The sequence below is a fragment of the Cellulomonas sp. KU4C genome, assembly GCF_056868065.1.
The window spans coordinates 2,079,720-2,094,063 of record NZ_CP200322.1 but is presented as its reverse complement, the minus strand read 5'-3'; the positions used below and the strand labels follow the sequence as shown (position 1 = coordinate 2,094,063).

Sequence of the window (14,344 nt, the reverse complement as noted above, 5' to 3'; positions counted from 1 at the left end):
CCAGGATCGGCGGCATGGACGAGGTCGTCGGGCACACGTGGCGGTTCACCGAGCTCGCGGGGGTGGCGCTCGCCGACGGGCCCGAGCGCGCGCACCCGTCGCTGACGTTCTCCGGCGACGGCCAGGTCTACGGCACCGGCGGGGTGAACCGCCTGCGCGGGACCTGGGCGGTCGAGGACGGGCTGCTGCGGTTCGGGCCGGTGGTGACGACGCTGATGGCCGGGACGCCCGAGCACACCGCGCGCGAGCGCGTGGTGCTGGACCTGCTGGCCGGGCCGCTGCGGGCCGAGGTCGACGACGGCGCGCTGCTGCTCACCGACGGGCAGGGGCGGGTCAGCCGCCTGCTGCCCGCCCCGCCGGAGGAGTCCGAGGTCTGACCTGCGCAGGTCGACCCCGGTGCGCCGCTCAGCCCCGCGGCTGCCGCTCCGCCCACTCGGCCAGCTCGACGCGCGGGCCGGTGTAGAACGGCACCTCCTCGCGGACGTGCCGGCGCGCGCCGGTGGCCCGCAGGTCACGCATGAGGTCCACGATCCGGTGCAGCTCGTCGGCCTCGAACCCGAGGATCCACTCGTAGTCGCCGAGCGCGAACGACGACAGGGTGTTGGCCCGGACGTCGGCGTAGTCGCGGGCGGCGTGGCCGTGCTCGCGCAGGAGCTCGCGCCGCTCCTCGTCGCTGAGCAGGTACCACTCGTAGGACCGCACGAACGGGTACACGCACAGGTACGCCCCCGCCGACTCCCCCGCGAGGAACGCCGGGACGTGGCCGCGGTTGAACTCCGCCGGGCGGTGCATCGCCACGACCGACCAGACGGGCAGCAGGTGCTCGCCGAGCTCGCTGGCGCGCAGCCGGTGGAACGCCTCCTGGACGGCCTCGACCGTCGGCGCCCACCACCAGACCATGAGGTCCGCGTCGGCCCGCAGGCCCGCGACGTCGTACCAGCCGCGCACGACCAGGCCCTCGGGCGCGTCGGGCCCGGTGAGCGCGGCCAGCGCGGCGTCGACGACCCGGCGGCGCTCGGCGGCGTCGGCGGGCAGACCGGAGGACGTCTCGAAGACCGCGTACATCGCGTAGCGGATCGAGGCGTTGATCTCGTCGGCGACCTCGGGGCCGTGGCCTCCGGCGTGCTCGGTGGTGCTGGTCATCGTGCGGGTGCTCCTTCGGGGCTGTCGGTGCTTCCGGCGTGGGGCGGGACGTCGCCCGCCCCGGAGATCGCGGGGAGCCCGGTCTCGACGCCGGCGCGCTGGAAGCAGCACCCCACGGCGCAGACGTCGGGCCACGGGCCGAGGTCGCCGACGGTGACGCGCTCGGGGTCCTCGCCGCGCTCGGCGGCGGCACGCTCGAGCAGCAGGTCGACCAGGCCGGCGACGAACGGCGCCCGGGTCGAGGCCGACCCGGCGCGCACCGCGGTGACGCCCAGCCCCTCGGCGGTGGCCATCGCCTCGGTGTCGAGGTCGTAGGCGACCTCCATGTGGTCGGAGACGAACCCGATCGGCGACATCACGAACGCGGTGGTGCCCGCCGCGGCCCGCTCGGTGAGCACGTCGTTGACGTCGGGCTCGAGCCACGGCTGCGACGGCGGGCCGGACCGGGAGCAGAACGCCAGGCTCCACGACGGCGCCGCGCCCAGCTCGGCGGCGACCAGGTCGGCGACCTGCCGGCAGGCGTCCTCGTGCTGCGCGACGTACCCGGGGCGGGCCGCGGCGGAGCCGTCCTGCATCGCGAGCGGGATGGAGTGCGTGACGAACAGCAGCGGGGCGTCGGCCAGCAGCTCGGCGACCGGGCGGCCGGTGCGCTCGCTCAGCGTGCCGAACGCCTCGACCACCGCGTCGGCGTTCGCGCGGACGAACCCGGGGTGGTTGAAGTAGTGCCGCAGCTTGTCGACGCGCACGTCCTGCGTGCCGGGGACCTCCTCCAGCGCCGCGGCGACGTGCTCGCGGTACTGGCGGCAGCCCGAGTAGGAGCCGTACGCGCTGGTCACGAGCGCGAGCACCCGGTGGGCGCCCGCGTCCCGGAGGCCGGCCAGGGCGCCGTCGGTGAACGGCTCCCAGTTCCGGTTGCCCCAGACGAGCGGGGTCTCGACGCCGCGCGCGTCCAGCTCGGCCCGCAGGGCGGCCAGCAGCGCGCGGTTCTGGTCGTTGATCGGGCTGCGCCCGCCGAACAGCGCGTAGTGCTGGCTGACCTCGACCAGGCGCTCCTCGGGGATGCCCTTGCCGCGCGTGACGTTGCGCATGAAGGGCAGCACGTCCTCGGGCTTCTCCGGTCCGCCGAACGAGAGCAGGAGCACGGCGTCGTACGGTGCGAGCGACGACGACGTCAGGGTGGGGGAAGTCACCGCGCCATCATCCCACCGACCGCCGGGACGGCCCTGTCGAGCCCGGTCGACCCGGGGCGTGATCTTGTCGCGACGCGGTGTCAGAACCCGGCCACGGCCCCCGCGACGGCGCCCTCGCGGGTGCGCAGCTCGGCGGCGATCTGCCGGGCCCACGCCTCGACGGCCTCGAAGTCGCGGTGGTCGCCCTCCTTGGCGCGTGCGCCGGCGATGATCGCGCGCTCGGCGAACGCCAGGTCCGCGCGCCGCAGCCGGCCGGCGAACGCCCGGTGCCCGAGCGCGCCGACGTCCTGGATCAGGGCGCGGAGCTCGTGCGGGCTGTTCGCGGACGCCGCGGGCTGCGTGGCGAGACCGGAGGAGAACACCCAGACCGCGCGGTCGCGCAGCTGCGGGGCGAGCCGGGCCGCGAGGTCGCGCGCCGGCGACAGCCAGTGCGCGGTGTACACGGCGGACCCGAGCACCACGGCGTCGTACCGCTCGACGTCGGTCACGTCCTGCGGCGCGACCTCGTCCACGACGTGGCCGTCGGCGCGAAGCACGTCCGCCACGGCGGTGCCGATCTCCGCGGTGGCCCCGTGGCGCGAGGCCACCGTCACCAGGATCTGCATCCCTCTGCCCTCCTGCGGCTGCTCGGTCGGTGGTGGTCACGGACCGAGCACGTGCCCGTCCCGCCTGCACCATCGTCCGTGGCGCCGCGCCCGGGCGCGTGGGCCGGAGGTCCCTGCGGGGCCGTCCGCGCGTCGGGTGTGACCGGGGTCATGCCCCGCTCCGGTGCCCGGCCCTCAGGCTCCCGCGGGCGGCCGGACCAGGTCGGGGATGCCGCGCTGGGCGGTGCGCAGCGCGCCGGTGAGCGCGGTCAGCTCGGCCAGCCGCGCGTCGTCCAGCGCCCCACCGACGTAGTGGGCGATCGCCTGCACGTGCCGACGGCCGACCTCCCGCTGCAGGGCCGCCCCGGCGTCGGTCAGCGTCACGACGACGCCGCGCCCGTCCCCCGCGGCCGGCCCCCGGTGCACCCAGCCCGCGTCCGCGAGCCGCTCGACCATCCGGCTCAGGCTCGGCTGGCTCAGCAGGCTGTGCTCCGCGAGGTCGCGCAGCCGCAGCCCGCCCGGCGCGGTCGACAGCGTGAACAGCACGTCGTACTCGCGCAGGGTGACGCGCTCCCAGATCGGGTCGCGCTGCAGCCGGCGCATGATCGCGACCTGCGCGCGGAACAGCTCCTCCCACGCGGCGGCGGCCGCGCGCACGTCGACGGGGTGCTCGTCGGCCGGGCGCTCGTCGGTCTGCTCGTCCATCAGGTCCCCGGTCCGGTCGGTCCATGCGTTCGCATCCACCCTGCCCCAACCCGGGCACCCCCGTCGCTGTTCCGCCCGTCGGCACCCGGCGGGGCCGCCGACCGCCTACGCTGGCCGACATGCAGAACGACGGCGTCCGCTCGACGTACGTGCTGGTCGACGGCGAGAACATCGACGCGACCCTCGGGTCGTCCATCCTCAACGGGCGGCCGACGCCCGAGCAGCGCCCCCGCTGGGAGCGCGTGCTCGACTTCGCGGAGCGCCAGTGGGGCCGGCCGACCAAGGGCCTGTTCTTCCTCAACGCCACCTCCGGCTCGCTGCCGATGTCGTTCGTGCAGGCGCTGCTGGCGATCGGGTACCAGCCGATCCCGCTGGCCGGCGAGGGCAAGGTCGTCGACATCGGCATCAAGCGCACGCTCGAGGCGCTGGCCTCCCGCGACGGCGACGTGCTGCTGGCCTCGCACGACGGCGACTTCGCCCCGGAGATCGAGGCGCTGCTCGGCACCGACCGCCGCGTCGGGCTGCTCGCGTTCCGCGAGTTCACCAGCACCCAGCTGTCCAGCATGGCCGAGCGCGGGCTCCAGGCGTTCGACCTCGAGTCCGACGTGAAGGCCTTCAACGTCACGCTCCCCCGCCTGCGGATCATCCCGCTGGAGGAGTTCGACCCGCTGCGCTACCTGTAACCCGTGGCCGCCGACGTCCCCGTCCCGGCGGGCGAGCGCGTGCTCGTGCTGCTCCGCGCGGTCAACGTCGGTGGGACGGGCACGCTGCCGATGGCCGACCTCCGCGCGGCGGCGACGGCGCTCGGGCACACCGACGTCGCGACGCACCTCGCCACCGGCAACCTGCTGCTGACCCCGGCCGCGGGCTCGCCGGGGACGGTCGACGCGCTCGCCGGCGCGCTGACCGCCGACCTGGGCGACCGCCTGGGTCGGCCGCTCGCGCTGACCGTGCGGACCCGCGCGCAGGTGGACGACGTCGTGGCCGGCAACCCCTACCCCGACGAGGCGGCCGCCGACCCCGCGCACCTCGTCGTGGTGTTCTGGGACGGCGACGTGCCGCCCGGGCCGCTCGACCTCGGCCGGTACGGGCGCGAGCGCGGCACCGTCCGCGGCCGGGAGGGCTACGTGCACTACCCCGACGGCATCGGCCGGTCGAAGGTCACCGCCGCCGTCCTCGACCGCCTCGCCGGCCGCACCGGCACGGGCCGCAGCTGGCGCACGGTCCAGGCCCTGCACACCCGCCTCGCGCCCTGACCCCTGCTCCCGACCCCTGCGCCCGACCCCTGCGCCCGCGCGAGAGGTCACGACACGCGGGTCGTGCCACGGGTGCGCCAGCGTGTCGTGACCTCTCGTCGGCGCGCGGAGCGGGGTGGGCGGCGCGCGGAGCGGGGTGGGTAGCGTGGGCGGCATGACGACGCTGTTCAGCCGCATCATCGACGGCGAGATCCCCGGCCGGTTCGTGTGGGCCGACGAGCACGCGGTGGCCTTCGGGACCATCGCGCCGATCACCGACGGCCACGTGCTGGTGGTCCCGCGGGCCGAGGTGCCCCGGTTCACCGACGCCGACGATCACCTGCTCGCGCACCTCACGGGGGTCGCCAAGGCGATCGGCCGTGCGCAGGAGACCGCGTGGGACGCCCCCCGGGCCGCGCTGGTCGTCGCCGGGTTCGAGGTGCCGCACCTGCACCTGCACGTCCTGCCGGTGTGGGGCGAGGGCGAGCTGAGCTTCGCGAACGCCCGGCACGACCTGCCCGCCGAGCAGCTCGACGCGGCCGCCGAGCGCCTGCGTGCCGCCCTGCGCGCCGCCGGTCACGGGGCGCACGTCCCCGCGGCACTGGGGTCCCCGGCGCTCTGACCTGCCGGCGTGCGGTGTCAGGCCACCGGGTCGTCGTCGCCGTACGCGGCGAGCCGCAGCGTGCGCGCGTCGGCCGCCAGGATCCGGTCGGCGACCGCCGCGAGCGTGTCCGGTGTGTCGGTGCCGGCGCGCACGAACCGCCCCGACAGCGCGTCGAGGCGCCCGGACCCGAACGCGTCGACCAGCTCGACGGTCGCCTCGACGGGCGTCCACTCGCTGCGCTCGTCGTGCAGCGGCATCGCCTGGGTCATGTCCGTGACGACGACGCCCGGCGCGACGTCGAGCACCCGCACCCCGCGGTCGGCGTACTGCCGGTCGAGCATCGTGGTCAGCCGGGCGAGCGCCCCCTTGCTGATCCCGTAGCCGGTGTAGACGGGCGAGGGCCGGTGCCCGGAGCCGGAGTTGATGTTCACCACGTGCCCGGACCCGCGCGCGAGCATCCCGGGGAGCACCGCGTGCGTGACCAGCAGCGGCCCGCGCACGTTGACCTCGATGACCCGCCACACGTCCTCGACGTCGTCGGCCGCGAGGTCCGTCTCGCGCTGCTCGATGACGCCGGCGTTGTTCACGAGCAGCCCGATCCCGCCGAGCTCGCCCTCGACGCGCGCCACGGCCCCGGCGACCGCCTCGGCGTCCACGACGTCGGCCTGCGCGACGAGCACCCGCGCCGCGCCCCGCCCCTCGGCGTCGAGCACCGCCCGGGCCTCGGCGGCGACCGCGTCGAGGTGCGCCCGCGTGCGGCCGACCAGCGCGACGTCCCAGCCCGCGCGGACCAGGCCGAGGGCGATCCCCCGGCCGATGCCGCGACCGGCGCCGGTGACGAGGGCGGTGCGGGGGGCGGGGTGCGGCGTGGGCGTCGTGCGCGTCGTCATGTCCCCATCGTCGCGCACCTGACGCGGGCGGCGCCCGGTCGGCATACTGGCGCACGCAGGGACGTTGACCGGCGACGGGGCCACGGTGTCCCGCCGCCCCCCTCAGCCGTCACCCAAGGAGCCGCCGTGGCCACGGACGCCGCCGGACCGCCCAGCACCGACGCCGAGCGGACGCTCCCCGGCCCGCCGCTGCGGGTGCGGCTGCCCTCGGTCAGCCCGTCGGTGCGGGACTTCCTCGCGACGGAGGCCGGCAGCGCGATCTTCCTGCTCGCGGCGACCGTGCTGGCGCTGGTGTGGGCGAACTCGCCGCTGGCCGGCTCCTACGACACGCTCTGGTCGACGTCCGCGGGGTTCCACCTGGGACCGTTCGGCCTGGACCTCGACCTGCACCACTGGGTGAACGACGCGGCGATGGCCGTGTTCTTCTGCGTCGTCGGGCTGGAGATCAACCGGGAGGTCACCAGCGGCGAGCTGCGCGACCGGCGCACGATCGCGGTCCCGGCGCTCGGGGCGCTCGGCGGGCTCGCCGTGCCCGCGCTGATCTACCTGGCGTTCAACGCCGGCACCGAGGCCGCGCACGGCTGGGGCGTCGTGATGTCGACGGACACGGCGTTCCTGGTCGGCATCCTGGCGCTGTTCGGCCCGGCGTGCCCGGACCGGCTCCGGCTGTTCCTGCTGACGCTCGCGATCGTCGACGACATCGGCGCGATCACCGTGATGGCGGTCTTCTACAACGACGGCGTCGACCTGGTGGCCCTGGCGGTGGCGGGCGTGCTGGTCGCGGGGCTGGTCGCGCTGCGCTGGCTGCGGGTCTGGCGGCTGACGCCGTACGCGCTCGTCGGCATCGCGCTGTGGCTGGCGGTGAACGCCTCGGGCGTGCACGCGACCCTGGCGGGCGTGCTCGTCGGCCTGCTGCTGCCGTCGCGGGCGATGCCGCAGTCCCAGGTCGACGCCGTGCCGCGCTGGGCGGACGGGCTGGTCGCGGACACCACCGCGGCGCGCGAGCGGCTGACCGAGCTGGCCGCACGTGCGGCGGTGCCCGCGAGCGAGCGGCTGCAGCGGGTGCTGCACCCCTGGTCCGCGTACGTGATCGTGCCGGTGTTCGGCCTGGCGAACGCGGGCGTGCGCCTCGACGCCGAGGCCCTGCGCGCCGCCGCGACCTCCCCGGTGACGATCGGCGTCGCGGTGGCGCTGGTGCTCGGCAACACGATCGGCATCACCGGCGCGGCGACGCTCGCGATCCGCACCGGGCTGGGCGTGCTGCCGGGCCGCGTGCGGTGGGGCCACCTGGTCGGCGGGGCGGTGCTCGCGGGCATCGGCTTCACGATCTCGCTGTTCATCGCGGAGCTGGCGTTCGAGGGGGCGCTGCGCGAGCAGGCGAAGATCGGCATCCTCGCGGGGTCGCTGATCGCCGCCGTCATCGGGACCGTGCTGCTGCGGATCCTCGGCGACCGGCTCCCGCTCTGCTCGCCCGCCGAGGACCCGCCGCCGGGGCTGCCGCCGCGGCCCTGGGTCGCGGGGTCCTGAACCGGGCCCGCACGCACCCCCGACCTGTGAGGATGGGCCGATGCTGCACCCCGACGAGCGGCGCGTCCTCGACGCCGCGCGCGCCCAGGCCGCCGTCCTGACCGGCCGTCCCGAGCACACCGTCGCCGCGGCGGCGGTGGACACCACCGGGCGGGTGCACACCGCGGTGAACGTGCACCACTTCACCGGCGGGCCCTGCGCGGAGCTGGTCGTGCTCGGCGTCGCCGCCGCGGCCGGCGCGGGACCGCTGCTCCTGGTGGCGGCGGTCGGCGACGGGGGCCGCGACGTCCTGCCGCCCTGCGGGCGCTGCCGCCAGGTGCTGCTCGACCTGCACCCCGACGCGCACGTGCTCGTGCCGGGCGCCGACGGCCCCGACGCCGTACCGGTCCGGACGCTGCTGCCGACGTCGTACCGGCACCCCGACGCCGCGCCGGAGCGGCTCGTCCGGTTCAGCCCGGCGTACTACGACGACGTCGTCGCGGGGCGCAAGACCACCACCGTGCGGTACGAGGACCCGGTGGACCCCGGGCCGGCGTGGCTCGTGTTCGAGGAGGGCGAGGACACCCCCGTGCGTCGGCTCCGCGGCGTGGTGGACGCTGTCGAGCCCCGGCGGCTCGACCCCGGCGTCCCCGCGGACGTGGCCCTGCACGGGTCGCTGCTGCGGCACTACCCGGACCTGCCGCCCGACGCCGCGCTGGACGTCGTGACGTTCCGGGTGGTCCGGGACTAGACCGCGGCGACGGCCGCCCGCAGCGCCGGCAGCTCGATCGGCCCGCGGTACCGCTCCCCCTGCACCAGCAGCGTCGGCGTGCCCCGGACGCCCAGGTCGAGCCCGCCGAGGTAGTCCGCCTCGACGAGGTCGGCGAACCGCTGCGCGCCCGGCCCGGCGACGAGGTCCGGGTCCAGCCCCAGCCGGGCGCCGACGGCGCGCAGATCGGGCTCCGCGAGCCGGTCCTGCTGGGCGAACAGCGCCTCCTGCATCTCCCAGAACCGGCCCTGCTCGGCGGCGGCCTCGGCCGCGAGCGCCGCGATCAGCGCGTGCGGGTGGACCTGGAACAGCGGGAAGTGGTGCCACACGAGCCGCACCCGGCCGCCGGACTCCTCCACGAGCGCGCGCAGCACGGGGGCGGCGGACCGGCAGTACGGGCACTCGAGGTCGCCGAACTCGGCGACGGTGACGGGCGCGGCGGGGTCGCCCAGGACGAGGCGGTCGGTCGGCAGGCGGTCGGTCGGCATGGGTCCCAGCATGCCGCGTCGGGCGCTCCGGGACGCCGGGGACGCCCGGCTCAGCGGGGGCGCATCGGCGGGCTCGCCGTGCCCCGGCCGCGCACCAGGCCGTCGAGCAGGTCCCGGACCGCCTGCACGCCGGTGTACCGGGGCCGGAACCCCAGCTCTCGCTCGGCGCGCCCCGTGTCGAGCACGGGTGCGGCGACGGCCAGGTCGAACCAGCCCGGGCCGACCGGTGCGAGGCGCGCGTGCCAGGCCGCCGCCAGCGCCGTGCGGACCGGCGCGTGCGGGACCTCGCGCCACCGGCCCTGCGACAGGACGTCGGCCACGTCGGACGCGCGCACCAGGCCGGGCCCGGCGATGTTGAACGGCCCGCGGGCCTGCCGGACGACCGTCTCCCGGTAGGCGTCGGCGAGGTCGTCGGCGTGCACCGCCTGCACGTGCAGCCCCGCGGGCCACGGCAGCGTCGGCAGGTGGCCCTCGAGGAGCCGCGTCGGCACCAGCGGCCCGAGGAAGTACCGCTTGATCTGCGACCCCGCGGCGCGCTGGAACACCAGCGCGGGGCGCAGCCGGGCGACCGCGAGACCGGGGTGGCGCAGCTCGGCCTCGTCGAGCAGCCGCTCGACGGCCACCTTGTCGACGCTGTACGACGACGTGCGGACGCCGCCGAGGTCCCAGTCCTCGTCCCGTGGCTGCTCGCCGTACGACGGGGCGTACGCGCCGACGGAGGACGCGACGACCAGGTGCGGGACGGCCGCGGCGACGACGGCGGCGAGGACCCGGCGCGTCCCGTCGACGTGCGTGCGCCGCAGGAGGTCGCGGTCGTGGCTCGGCTGGATCAGCCACGCGAGGTGCACGGCCGCGTCCGCGCCGGCGAGCACCCGGGCCAGCCGCTCGACGACCGGACCGTCCGGGCCGGGCGCCCCGATGTCGATGCCGTGCCACTCGGCGGTGTCGTACGGCGCGGGGACCTCCCCCCGGGGCGGGCGACGGACGACGCCGACCAGCGACGTGACGGTCGGGTCGGTGCGCAGCCGGCGCAGCAGGGCCGTGCCGACGTTCCCGCTGGCCCCGATGACGACGACCCTCATGCCGGGTCCAGCGGCGGCGTGGTGCGCAGCGTGCCGACCGGCTGCACGGGCGGGCCGTCGCCACCGGGCTCCGCGCGGCGGGTGAACGCCTGCTCGCGGGCGACCGCCCCGAGGCGCTTCAGGGTGGCGATCTGGTCGTCGGCCTGCGTCAGCATGCGCTGCACCGTGGCGTCGTCCAGGTCGAGGTCGTCGGCCCAGATCTCCAGGGTCTCCCACAGGCCGCGCTTGGCGGTGACCGCGGCGCGCATGAGGTCGAAGCTCCAGGACGGCGGACAGCGGGGACGCGTCCGTCAGCCGCCCGTTGGGCTTGAGCCGGCCGACGCGCTCGGTCACGGCGATGCCGACGCGCTTGACCAGGCTCGGCCGGACCTCGAGCCGGTGCGCCGTCTCCCGGAGCCACTCGCGCTCGTCGGCGACCTGCTGCGCGATCCGCGCGAGCGCCGGGCCGAGCGGCGTCCGCGCGTACGCCTCGGCCATCCGGGCGAACCGCGCGCTGCCGCCGACGGCGCCGCCTAGGTGGTCGCCCAGGTAGGACTGCAGGAGGACGCGGTCGACCGGGCCGTGCGCGCTGTCGCGGGTGCTCATCCACCCACGCTGGCACCGCCGGACCCCCGGCGCACCCCGAGCCGGTGCCACCCCTGGGACCGAGGTCCCTGGCGTCCGCGTCGCGGCGATGGTGCACGAGGGGGCCCTCGCGCTGGTTACCATCGAGCGGTGTCCTCAACGGTGGAACCGGTCGACGTCGTCCTGGTGGGTGGCGGCATCATGTCCGCGACCCTCGCCACGCTGCTCTCGGAAGCTCGAGCCGTCCTGGCGGATCGAGATCGTCGAGCGGCTGGACGGGATCGCCCTGGAGAGCACCGGCGGCTGGAACAACGCCGGCACCGGGCACGCCGCGCTCTGCGAGCTGAACTACACCCCCGAGCGGCCCGACGGCACGATCGAGATCGCCAAGGCCGTCACGATCAACGAGCAGTTCGAGCTGTCCTGCGAGCTGTGGGACCACCTGCGCGCCACGGGCCGGATCCCGGACGACCGGTTCCGCTCCCCCGTGCCGCACCTGACCTTCGTGCGCGGCGCGGCGGACGTCGACTACCTCCGCCGCCGGCACGCCGCGCTGACCGCCCACCCGCGGTTCGCGCACCTCGAGTTCTCCGACGACCCCGCGACGATCGCGACCTGGGCGCCGCTCGTGCTCGAGGGCCGCGACCCCGACGAGCCGGTCGCCGCGACCCGCGCGGCCGACGGCCTCGACGTGGACTTCGGCGCCCTCACCCGGCACCTCGTGGACGACCTCGTCGCCCGCGGCACCCGCGTCCGGCTCCAGCACGAGGTCCGCCGGGTGACCCGCCGGCGCGGTGGTGGGTGGCGGCTGCACCTCACCGACCGCACCTGGAACGCCAGCCCCCGGCGGTCGACGCTGGACGCGCGGTTCGTGTTCATCGGCGCCGGCGGCGGCGCGCTGCGGCTGCTGCAGTCGTCCGGGATCGCCGAGGCCCGGGGCTACGGCGGGTTCCCGATCAGCGGGCAGTTCCTGCGCACCACCGACCCGGCGCTGGTCGCCCGGCACACCGCGAAGGTGTACGGCAAGGCCGCCGTGGGCTCGCCGCCGATGTCCGTCCCGCACCTCGACACCCGGGTCGTCGACGACACCCCCGCGCTGCTGTTCGGGCCGTACGCCGGCTGGAGCATGAAGTTCCTCAAGCAGGGCTCGTGGACCGACCTGCTCCGCACCATCCGGCCCGGCAACCTCGTGCCGCTGGTCGCCGTGGGCCTGCACAACCTCGACCTGCTGAAGTACCTCGTCACCGAGGTCGTCGCGTCGCGAGCGGCTCGCCTGCGCACGCTGCGCGGGTTCATGCCGACGGCCCGCGACCGCGACTGGGAAGCTCATCACCGCGGGCCAGCGCGTGCAGGTCATCAAGCGCGGCAAGGGTGGCGGCGTGCTGGAGTTCGGCACCGAGCTCGTCACCGCCGCGGACGGGTCGATCGCCGGCCTGCTGGGCGCCTCGCCCGGCGCGTCGACGGCGGCGTCCGCGATGCTCGACCTGCTCGAGCGCTGCTACCCGGACCGGTACCCCGCCTGGCGGCCGCGGCTCGAGCGGATGATGCCCGGGCTGGCCCGGGACGCCGCCGCGCCGGACAGCGCCACGACCGGCGAGGCGCCCGACGCCGACCCGGACCTGGACGCCGGCGAGGGGGCGTCGGCGCCCCGGGACGCCGACGCCGCGCGGACGACCGCGTCGCGACCCGGCCGCCCGTCGCGCCCCACGCCGCCGCGCCGCCGGGACACGCCGGTCGCCTGACGGCTGCGGGCGGGGTCCCGGTCGCTCCAGCGCGAACCGGTGGGCCCGCAGACCGGTGGCCCGGCCGAGCCGCCCCCTGCGGGCTCGGACGGGCCACCGTGCGCCGGTGGGCACCCTCCGCGCCCGCCGACCGTCTACCTCCCCGACATCCCGCGCACTACCGGATCCGTCACACCGCTGTCGTGTGATGTGGCTCACAGTGCGTCACAGGTCGTCGTGACCCCGCCCGGATGCGACCCGCGTGGAGCGCTGTGAGGGTGGGTCCATGACCAGCAGGCTCGTGCTCGTCCGCCACGGGGAGAGCGAGGGGAACGTCGCCGCGACCCGCGCGGAGCGCAGCGGCGCGTCCCTCGTCGGCATCGCCACGCGGGACGCCGACACCCCGCTGTCCGCCCGCGGCGAGGACCAGGCGCGGGCGCTCGGCGACCACCTAGCCGGGCTGCCGCCCGAGGACGCCCCCGAGGTCGTGTGGTGCTCCCCGTACGTCCGCGCCCGGCGCACCGCCGCGCTCGCCCTGGGGTCCGCGGGCCTGGACCTGCCGACGGTCGTCGACGAGCGCCTGCGCGACCGGGAGCTCGGCGTCCTCGACGGGCTGACCAGCCACGGCGTGGCCGAGCGGTTCCCCGACGAGGCCGCCCGGCGGGACCACCTCGGCAAGATGTACTACCGGCCGCCCGGCGGCGAGTCCTGGGCCGACGTCGCGCTGCGGCTCCGCTCGGTCGTCGGCGACCTGGTGCGTGCCGAGCCCGACCGGCGGGTGCTCGTCGTCTGCCACGACGCGGTGATCTGGCTGCTGCGCTACGTGTGCGAGCAGATGACGGAGGACCGGCTCATGGCCGAGGTCGACGCCCGCAGCGTGCGGAACGCGTCCGTGACCGTGCTGGTCGGCGGCCCACGGCTGTGGCGGGCGGAGTCCGTCGACGACGTCGCCCACCTCGGCGGCCACGACGCGGCTGTTACCGAGCACCCGGGCCAGGGCGATGACTGACGCACCGGCCCTCACCCCGGCGCTGCTGCGCGACTGGCCGCTGCCCGCGCGCGACGGCAGCAAGGACGACCGCGGCGGCGTGCTCGTGGTGGGCGGGGCACGCCGCACGCCCGGCGCCGCCGCCCTCACCGGGATCACCGCGCTGCGGATCGGCGCGGGCCGGCTGACCCTCGCGGTCGCCGCGTCCGTCCAGGTGGCCCAGGCCGTCGCCACCCCCGAGGCCGGCGTGCTAGCGCTGCCCGAGGACCCCGGCGGGTCGCCGACGGGCGCCCCGGGCCCGCACCTCGCGGACGAGATCGACCGGGCGGACGTGGTCGTCGTCGGACCCGGCCTGGACGAGCCGGACGGCACGGCCGCGCTGGTCCGCACCGTGCTCGACGCCGTGGCCGACCGGGGCACCGCCGTGCTGCTGGACGCGTTCGCGCTCGGCGTGCTGCCGGGGCTCGGCGTGACGCCGCCCGCCGGCCGCACCGTCCTCACCCCGAACCTCGCCGAGGCGGCCCGGCTCCTCGGCACCGACGACGCGGACCCGGCCGACGCCGCCGCCCGGGTCGCCGACCGCTGGGGCGTGGTCGTCACGTGCGCCGGCCTCGTGGCGCACCCCGACGGCCGCCGGTGGTCCTCCGCGACCGGGTACGCCGGGCTCGGCACCTCCGGCAGCGGGGACGTGCTCGCCGGGGCGGTCGCGGGACTGCTCGCCGGCGACTGCCCGCCCGAGCAGGCCGCGTGCTGGGGCACCGCCGTCCACGGCGCGGCGGGCGACCGGCTGGCGGCGCGCGTCGGCCCGCTGGGGTACCTCGCGCGCGAGCTCGCGGACGAGGTGCCGGCGGTGCTGGTCGAGCTGCAGCCCTGAC

Annotated in this window: 17 protein-coding genes and 1 pseudogene; 10 read left to right on the top strand and 8 right to left on the bottom strand. The window is 76.7% G+C overall.

Features of this window, described 5'->3' with window-relative positions; genetic code table 11:
- Window positions 1–14: 14 nt before the first annotated feature.
- Window positions 15–377, top strand: a complete 363-nt coding sequence (locus AC1VL8_RS10010; protein WP_483075066.1) for an META domain-containing protein — start codon at window positions 15–17, stop codon at window positions 375–377.
- Between the two features lie 28 nt (window positions 378–405).
- Here AC1VL8_RS10010 and hemQ read toward each other — a convergent pair whose 3' ends face one another.
- From hemQ to AC1VL8_RS09990, 4 genes are all read right to left on the bottom strand, one after another.
- Window positions 406–1,143, bottom strand: coding sequence for a hydrogen peroxide-dependent heme synthase (gene hemQ, locus AC1VL8_RS10005; RefSeq protein WP_389226504.1), 738 nt, complete (start codon window positions 1,141–1,143; stop codon window positions 406–408).
- Complete coding sequence (locus AC1VL8_RS10000; protein ID WP_389226501.1) at window positions 1,140–2,333, bottom strand: ferrochelatase; 1,194 nt, start codon at window positions 2,331–2,333, stop codon at window positions 1,140–1,142. The genes hemQ and AC1VL8_RS10000 overlap by 4 nt, the downstream gene beginning before the upstream one ends.
- A gap of 80 nt (window positions 2,334–2,413) precedes the next feature.
- On the bottom strand, window positions 2,414–2,938 hold the full coding sequence (locus AC1VL8_RS09995; RefSeq protein ID WP_389226498.1) for a flavodoxin domain-containing protein: 525 nt from the start codon (window positions 2,936–2,938) through the stop codon (window positions 2,414–2,416).
- A 174-nt stretch (window positions 2,939–3,112) separates the two neighbouring features.
- Entirely contained in the window at window positions 3,113–3,622 is a 510-nt protein-coding gene (locus tag AC1VL8_RS09990) for a MarR family winged helix-turn-helix transcriptional regulator (protein WP_483075065.1), read from the bottom strand.
- Between the two features lie 119 nt (window positions 3,623–3,741).
- Here AC1VL8_RS09990 and AC1VL8_RS09985 point away from each other — a divergent pair, with 119 nt between their 5' ends.
- The 3 genes from AC1VL8_RS09985 (at window position 3,742) to AC1VL8_RS09975 (ending at window position 5,479) form a co-directional block, all read left to right on the top strand.
- Window positions 3,742–4,305, top strand: a complete 564-nt coding sequence (locus tag AC1VL8_RS09985) for an NYN domain-containing protein (RefSeq protein WP_389226492.1) — start codon at window positions 3,742–3,744, stop codon at window positions 4,303–4,305.
- A 3-nt stretch (window positions 4,306–4,308) separates the two neighbouring features.
- A complete protein-coding gene (locus AC1VL8_RS09980; protein ID WP_483075064.1) occupies window positions 4,309–4,878 on the top strand; it encodes a DUF1697 domain-containing protein in 570 nt (189 codons plus the stop codon).
- Window positions 4,879–5,032: 154 nt separating this feature from the next.
- Entirely contained in the window at window positions 5,033–5,479 is a 447-nt protein-coding gene (locus tag AC1VL8_RS09975) for an HIT family protein (protein ID WP_483075063.1), read from the top strand.
- A 17-nt stretch (window positions 5,480–5,496) separates the two neighbouring features.
- On the opposite strand, the gene AC1VL8_RS09970 is transcribed toward AC1VL8_RS09975, so the two are convergent.
- Window positions 5,497–6,351: an SDR family NAD(P)-dependent oxidoreductase gene (locus tag AC1VL8_RS09970; protein ID WP_483075062.1), complete on the bottom strand. Its 855-nt coding sequence runs from the start codon at window positions 6,349–6,351 to the stop codon at window positions 5,497–5,499.
- A gap of 126 nt (window positions 6,352–6,477) precedes the next feature.
- Here AC1VL8_RS09970 and nhaA point away from each other — a divergent pair, with 126 nt between their 5' ends.
- Both nhaA and AC1VL8_RS09960 read left to right on the top strand, forming a co-directional pair.
- Window positions 6,478–7,878, top strand: coding sequence for a Na+/H+ antiporter NhaA (gene nhaA, locus AC1VL8_RS09965; protein WP_483075061.1), 1,401 nt, complete (start codon window positions 6,478–6,480; stop codon window positions 7,876–7,878).
- A 40-nt stretch (window positions 7,879–7,918) separates the two neighbouring features.
- Entirely contained in the window at window positions 7,919–8,608 is a 690-nt protein-coding gene (locus AC1VL8_RS09960; RefSeq protein WP_483075060.1) for a hypothetical protein, read from the top strand.
- Here the strand turns inward: AC1VL8_RS09960 and AC1VL8_RS09955 are convergent.
- From AC1VL8_RS09955 to AC1VL8_RS09945, 3 genes are read right to left on the bottom strand one after another with little or no spacing between them, the layout of a single operon-like run.
- Window positions 8,605–9,114: a DsbA family protein gene (locus AC1VL8_RS09955; protein WP_483075059.1), complete on the bottom strand. Its 510-nt coding sequence runs from the start codon at window positions 9,112–9,114 to the stop codon at window positions 8,605–8,607. The two genes, AC1VL8_RS09960 and AC1VL8_RS09955, sit on opposite strands and share 4 nt — an antisense overlap.
- 50 nt (window positions 9,115–9,164) lie before the next feature.
- Complete coding sequence (locus AC1VL8_RS09950; RefSeq protein ID WP_483075058.1) at window positions 9,165–10,196, bottom strand: NAD-dependent epimerase/dehydratase family protein; 1,032 nt, start codon at window positions 10,194–10,196, stop codon at window positions 9,165–9,167.
- The gene (locus AC1VL8_RS09945) at window positions 10,193–10,444 is read right to left on the bottom strand and encodes a hypothetical protein (protein WP_483075057.1); all 252 of its coding nucleotides are present in this window, start codon (window positions 10,442–10,444) and stop codon (window positions 10,193–10,195) included. The genes AC1VL8_RS09950 and AC1VL8_RS09945 overlap by 4 nt, the downstream gene beginning before the upstream one ends.
- Here AC1VL8_RS09945 and AC1VL8_RS09940 point away from each other — a divergent pair.
- The 4 genes and pseudogenes from AC1VL8_RS09940 (at window position 10,443) to AC1VL8_RS09925 (ending at window position 14,343) form a co-directional block, all read left to right on the top strand.
- Window positions 10,443–10,712, top strand: coding sequence for a hypothetical protein (locus tag AC1VL8_RS09940; RefSeq protein ID WP_483075056.1), 270 nt, complete (start codon window positions 10,443–10,445; stop codon window positions 10,710–10,712). The two genes, AC1VL8_RS09945 and AC1VL8_RS09940, sit on opposite strands and share 2 nt — an antisense overlap.
- Before the next feature lie 249 nt (window positions 10,713–10,961).
- Window positions 10,962–12,502: pseudogene (gene mqo, locus AC1VL8_RS09935) on the top strand (malate dehydrogenase (quinone)).
- 265 nt (window positions 12,503–12,767) lie between these two features.
- Window positions 12,768–13,490, top strand: a complete 723-nt coding sequence (locus tag AC1VL8_RS09930) for a histidine phosphatase family protein (RefSeq protein ID WP_483075055.1) — start codon at window positions 12,768–12,770, stop codon at window positions 13,488–13,490.
- Entirely contained in the window at window positions 13,483–14,343 is an 861-nt protein-coding gene (locus tag AC1VL8_RS09925; protein ID WP_483075054.1) for an NAD(P)H-hydrate dehydratase, read from the top strand. Before AC1VL8_RS09930 ends, AC1VL8_RS09925 begins: the two co-directional genes overlap by 8 nt.
- The last annotated feature ends 1 nt before the right edge of the window (window position 14,344 follow it).